A 4,820-nucleotide genomic window follows, 5' to 3' on the forward strand; every position below is an offset into this window, starting at 1 on the left:
TTGATGCTTTTGCAAGAAAAATGATAAGAAATACTATCTGGTATGTGACAAGCGCTGTAAATCATTGGGTTACTGATTTTAATAAAATGCTTGCTGAAAATGCTGAAAATGGTATTTTTGAATTTTTGTATCCGCAGCGAGAAGCAATTATCAATGGAGAGCTTTTAAATCTTACAAAAAAAGCAGTTCTTGTTAATTTACCTACTTCCAGTGGGAAAACGTTAATTGCTGAGTATCGAATATTAATTGCTCTAAATCAATTTAAAGAAAATGGAGGATGGGTTGCTTATATTGTTCCAACAAGGGCTTTAATTAATCAAACGTACAAAGAACTAAAAAATCATTTTTCTAAGATAGGGATTTATGTTGAACGATTAAGTGGAGCATTAGAGCTGGATGCTTTTGAAGAAGAATTGTTGGAAAGAGATAAGCAAAGTCCACAATTTGATGTATTAGTAACTACGTATGAGAAGTTAAATTTAATTATTCGACAGGGTTATGGGAAAAATCCGGAGAGACTCTTAGTTCTTACGGTAGTAGATGAAGCTCATAATATTGAAGATAAAGAACGAGGTTTAACACTTGAATTGCTTCTTGCAACTATTAAAAATGAGTGTCAGGAATCAAGTTTTTTACTATTAACACCGGAAATTCCTAACTCAGATGAAATTGTAAGATGGTTGGCAGACGATAGGGGGAAGGCTATTTCTCTTTCTTTAAATTGGTGGCAACCTAATGAACGAATTATTGGAGCATTATTTCCAAAAGGGAATGGAAGATATTATAATTTTTCATTAAAAACATTATCTACACTAAAAGGTTCTATTTTTGTAGGTGATGAATTTGAAATTATTGAATCTTTTAAATATGAAAAACCTATTTCTTCTTTAAGTAAAAGAGATATAGCTGCATTTGCTGCTTCAAAAATATATGATACAGAAGATTCAATTATCATTTTAGCAGATGGACCTGATGAAACGTTTAAAATTGCTGATGCGCTTATGAATCTAATTACAATTTCTATTGATAATGATCCAGAGCTGGATTTATTAGTTCGTTTTATTAAAGTAGAATTAGGTGAGAAACATCCACTTGTAAATTATTTAAAAAAAGGTGTAGCTATACATAGTTCTGCTCTACCAGATGATATAAGAATTCTTATTGAGGAATATGTAAAGGAAGGGAAAATTAAGATAATTATTGCGACGACAACAATAGCACAGGGTATTAATTTTCCTGTTTCTTTGGTAATAATGAAATCTTATCATTATAGAGGTAGTGGTGAAATACCTGCCAGGGATTTTTGGAACATTGTTGGTAGGGTTGGGAGAGTTGGACAGGCAAAACCAGGATGGGTTGGTATTGTAAGTGAGGGTAGTGAAAATGAATTATTAAAAATTGGAAATTACGTTTTAAAAAATATTGATACATTACAGTCACAACTTATAGATTTAATAGATAAAACTTTGAGTAATCAAGATATAGATATTTCCTCATTGCTCTTTCATGATAGCCGTTGGTCAGCAATATTACAGTATATTTCACATATATACAAAGAAATGGGTGATTTAGAAAGCTTACTAATACATCTTGAACAAAAATTAAATTCTTCTCTTGGTTTCAGGCAACTGACTAAAGACAAGAAAAAAGTTTTCATAAATAAAGTGAGAGAATATATTCATTCTGAACAGTTAGAGCCGAATTTTGTAGTTTTATCTGATCAAACAGGTTTTTCAACGGTAACAATTAGAAGACTGATGGGAAAGCTTTCAGAACTAAATATTACTTCTACAGATTGGGATAAACATCAATTGTTTTCAGTACAGAATAGAACACTTCAACAGTTTATTGGGTTTATGTTTGATACTTATGAAATAAAAAAATTTATGGATGAACTTCGAAATGATAAATCATTTGACAATACTACTATTTCTAAGATTATTATTGAGTGGGTAAATGGCAAAAATATATCAGAATTAGCAAGAAAATTTTATCCTAATGATAATTTACAAACTGCTATTCAAAAAACTACAAAAGCAATTTACAAAATTATCTCAAATGCGGTGGTTTGGGGGTTATCTGCGATACAAAGAATGCCTAACTCTGGTATTGATTTTGAAAAGCTATCTGATAAAGAAAAAAGACGAATATTAAATATTCCTTCTTATATCTATTATGGTGTGAATACAGATGAAGCTGTATTAATGAGAAAGCATAATGTACCACGCTCTATTGCCCATAAATTGGGAGAACTTTATTTAGCTGCTTTTAATGAATTAAATGATAAATATGTTGAAGAGTGGCTCAAAAACGATAAAAATTGGCAACAAGTTTCCACAAATGAATTAAAGGGTACAGAGTATAAAAAAATATGGGAGAAACTTAATTTGTAGTAATGTGAAAATATGGGGAATTAAGTATAAGAATAACTAATTTAAGGTTGAAGAAATTAATATAATTTTTACCTATATAGAATATATTTCAATTGAATATAGATTTTGGAGGAGGCATAATTAAAAGTGAGCTGGCGTTTTAGAAGAAGTGTAAGTTTGGGTAAAGGTGTTAGGATAAATTTTAGCAAAAGTGGTATTGGGTTTAGTGCTGGGACAAGAGGAGCGAGAATAGGAGTAGGTCCTAAAGGGGCTTATACTTCTTTTGGTATACCGGGGACGGGAATTTATAGTATTAATTATTTGAATAAAAAGAAAAAGAAAGATAGTATTTCAGGAAATGCTATATCAAGAACTCAAACAGGAGATGTTAGTGCTTCATATTCACTTATGATGCCCCCAGAGATATCACAAAAAACGTCTGCTTTGCTTGGATTTATCCTTATTGTTTCTCTTATTTTGCTATTTGTATATATGCCATTAGGGATTTTGAGCTTTATAGTTTTTGGATTTTATTCTTATACATTAAGTAAAAAACCTGTTTCAAAAGCAACTTCTTTTTTTAATAAAGGTAAAAAAGCCTATATACGCGGTGATTATAAAAATGCTTTAGAAAATTTTTTAAATGTCGTTGAGATTGTACCTGATGCGATTTCTTTGTATAAAGATATTGGAATTATTTATGTTCATTTAGAAGAAGACGAGAAGGCTATTGAGAGCTTTGAGAAATATCTTTCCAAATATGTAGAAGATTTAAATATAAAAAGCCAGTATATTAACCTTTTGATGAAGGTTGGAAAATATCAAAAGGCGTTAGAAGTTATTAATTCTCTGCCAGAGGAGTATAAGAATAGTTTATCTGTAATCAATGCTATGGCTGCTTGTTATATAGAACTTAATAAGCCCGATATGGCTTTAGCGGTTTTAGAAAAAGGACCGATGAGGAAGAGAAAAACTGATACTGAGGAGATGAAGGTGTATAGGTATTTGTTGGGTACAGTTTATAGGAAACTGGGGCAAAAAGAAAAGGCGTTAAAGCAATTTCAAAAGATTTATGTGGAGGATAGTAATTTTTTGGATGTAGCTGAAATTTTAAATGAGATGGAAGGTTAAGAATACCGTAAAAACTTTATGTATACTTCTCAAGTTCTAAAGGAAAAACCTTTCAAAGCTATTTAATAAGTTTTGCGATATTTATCTCTAATTCTTTAAAAATATTAACTTTTATAGTATCTTCTATTGTGTACTTTTCAGGTTCTGAGTATTGACCTTTTTCATCCAATTTATAGACAAATATATTTTTTGAAACAGGATTTACTATCCAGTATTCCTTCACTTTAAATTTTTCATATAAATAGAGTTTCTTAACGTAATCAACAGAAGCATTTGAGGGTGAAACGACTTCGATTATAAAGTCGGGTGCACCTTTTAAGCCTTTATCATCTAATTTATTTTTATCACATATGACAGAAATATCAGGTTGAACGACATTTTTACAATTTTCTTCCGTTTCATTATCATCTATTAATCTCACGTCAAAAGGTGCCACATAAACTTCACATTCTAATTTTTTTTCTTTAATAAAATTCCCTATAACCCTTGAAACTTCTGTAATTATTTTTTGATGAATTCTTGAAGGTGAAGGTGACATAGCGACAAAGTTACCCTCAATTAATTCTACTCTTTCACCATCTTCCAATTTAAGATAATCGGAATATGTGTAAATATTATGTTTTATTGGGAATTCCATAATTATCACTCCTGAATTTATATTAAATTTCTGCGGAGGAATTAATGCAATTTAGTATATATTCCTCTATAATTTCATTATATCTTATTAGCACTATATTTTAAACCTATAGCTTTAAAATGTTTTATTTTGTATAATATATTCGTACAGCAATATGGTTAGAAAAACAAATGAATACATAGGAGGAATTGGCATTGGCGATAGTTATTGTAGCTTTTGTGGTTTTTCTTGATCAATTGACGAAGTATCTTGCAGTGAAATATCTTATGCCTATAGGGAGTTATCCTGTTATAAAGAATTTTTTTCATCTTACTTATGTGGCGAATAAAGGTGCGGCATTTGGTATGCTTCAGAATAAGACTCTTTTTTTTATAATAATAACATTAATTGTAGGGGCTGTGCTAATTTATTCTATGATTAAACTGCCAGGGAATAGTGTGTATAATTATACACTTGCTATGATTTTAGGTGGTGCTATTGGAAACCTTATAGACAGAGTTAGACTCGGATATGTTGTAGACTTTATTGATTTTAAATTTTTCCCTGCGGTTTTTAATGTTGCAGATTCTTTTATTGTTATAGGTGCAATTATATTAGGATATTTGATGATTTTTAAAGGTAAGGCGTGATAAGATGAACGTAGTTGACAAGATAGTTTTGCAAGGAGAAAAAGAGGATGA

General features: G+C 30.2%; 4 protein-coding genes. 3 read left to right on the forward strand and 1 reads right to left on the reverse strand.

All coding sequences use genetic code 11. The features are described 5' to 3' along the window. Both M663_RS0109875 and M663_RS0109880 read left to right on the forward strand, forming a co-directional pair. Positions 1–2,393 (forward strand): DEAD/DEAH box helicase (locus tag M663_RS0109875; RefSeq protein WP_029688797.1); only part of this gene is annotated, 2,393 nt, incomplete at its 5' end. A 126-nt stretch (positions 2,394–2,519) separates the two neighbouring features. Beyond that, the gene (locus M663_RS0109880) at positions 2,520–3,503 is read left to right on the forward strand and encodes a DUF4236 domain-containing protein (RefSeq protein WP_029688798.1); all 984 of its coding nucleotides are present in this window, start codon (positions 2,520–2,522) and stop codon (positions 3,501–3,503) included. 58 nt (positions 3,504–3,561) lie between these two features. On the opposite strand, the gene M663_RS0109885 is transcribed toward M663_RS0109880, so the two are convergent. Continuing rightward, the gene (locus M663_RS0109885) at positions 3,562–4,140 is read right to left on the reverse strand and encodes a Uma2 family endonuclease (protein WP_029688799.1); all 579 of its coding nucleotides are present in this window, start codon (positions 4,138–4,140) and stop codon (positions 3,562–3,564) included. 194 nt (positions 4,141–4,334) lie between these two features. On the opposite strand from M663_RS0109885, the gene lspA reads away from it, so the two are divergent. Further along, positions 4,335–4,769, forward strand: a complete 435-nt coding sequence (lspA, locus tag M663_RS0109890) for a signal peptidase II (RefSeq protein WP_029688800.1) — start codon at positions 4,335–4,337, stop codon at positions 4,767–4,769. The last annotated feature ends 51 nt before the right edge of the window (positions 4,770–4,820 follow it).

Source organism: Thermoanaerobacter sp. A7A (assembly GCF_000445185.1).
In the GTDB taxonomy this organism is placed as follows: domain Bacteria; phylum Bacillota; class Thermoanaerobacteria; order Thermoanaerobacterales; family Thermoanaerobacteraceae; genus Thermoanaerobacter.

Excerpts from the sequence above, each read along its gene's own strand:
- M663_RS0109885 (WP_029688799.1), bottom strand. The coding sequence starts at position 4,140 with ATGGAATTCCCAATAAAACATAATATTTACACATATTCCGATTATCTT.